This is a genomic window from Arthrobacter sp. TB 26, from assembly GCF_000427315.1.
Classification (GTDB): Bacteria; Actinomycetota; Actinomycetes; order Actinomycetales; family Micrococcaceae; genus Arthrobacter.
In genome coordinates this window covers 1-839 of record NZ_AUPJ01000158.1, presented here as the reverse complement: position 1 = coordinate 839, position 839 = coordinate 1, and the positions used below count along the sequence as shown (strand labels likewise).

The window sequence follows — 839 nt, the reverse complement described above, 5'->3', positions numbered from 1 at the left end:
ATCCCGTGCGGCAGCAGCGCTGCCGTGAGGGGGTGCAGGTGTCATGCTCCGGGGGCTTCGTTGGCTGCGTAGTCGTTGGCGAGTTTGCGGGCTACGCCCATCGCGGCCCGCATCGAGACCGCATCCGTGGCCTGGCCGGAACCGGAGGCCAGGCCGGCCGCGAAGCCGGCAATGAAGGTCGTCAAAGGAGCGGCCGGGCGCACCACCGAGTGCGCTGCCACCCCTGCCAGGGCCAGGACCTCGTTCACGTCAACCTCGACGCCGTCCAGTTCCAGGGCCTGAAGCAGGGCACGGCACCAGTCTTCCAGTGTTTCATCCTGGCTCTTCACCGTTTGCCTCCAAGGTCGAGTTCAGCTGGGGAGCCCCGGACCGGATACCTGGGTGGTCGCGGTCAAGGCTGTCGCGGTCCTGTCCCCCGGGTGGGCCGCTTACCCCTAATGCGGAGGCATCGTCCCAAGTATCCACATCATCCGTGGACCCACTGGGGACGCTGACTTCGCGCACCTCAAGCCTAGCAAGAAGGGCGAATACGGAGGCATTCTCCAGCGCGCCGCGCTGCCGGGCTTCGGCGACGCGGCGTTGTAGCGCAGCTGTGCCATATAGGCCCACCAGCGGCTGCCGCCGCCCGTCAGCGGAGACCGCCATCAGCCCGTCACCCGGCGGGGCAACCGCGGCCGCTTCGAGCAGCGCCTGGACCGCGGCGTCCGCCCGGGGCATGTCGACGGCGAGGACCAGGGTGAACGGGGCCGCACCCGGGTGCCGGAGGTCCGCACCGCGGCGCTGTTCCAGTGCGGATAGCCCGGCGGCCACCGCTGCTGCAGGGCCGGCAAAGGGCGGAT

At 70.0% G+C, this 839-nt stretch carries 2 protein-coding genes and 1 pseudogene (1 of these 3 running past the window's edge); all 3 read right to left on the bottom strand.

What is annotated here, in order from left to right:
• Positions 1-45: pseudogene (locus tag K789_RS22375) on the bottom strand (molybdopterin molybdotransferase MoeA) (it extends 1429 nt beyond the left edge of the window).
• On the bottom strand, positions 42-329 hold the full coding sequence (locus K789_RS0105290) for a DUF6457 domain-containing protein (protein ID WP_024365850.1): 288 nt from the start codon (positions 327-329) through the stop codon (positions 42-44). The pseudogene K789_RS22375 and the gene K789_RS0105290 overlap by 4 nt, the downstream one beginning before the upstream one ends.
• Positions 313-839, bottom strand: a 527-nt coding sequence (gene mobA / locus K789_RS0105285; RefSeq protein WP_024365849.1) for a molybdenum cofactor guanylyltransferase, incomplete at its 5' end; no start/stop codon positions are given. The genes mobA and K789_RS0105290, both read right to left, overlap by 17 nt.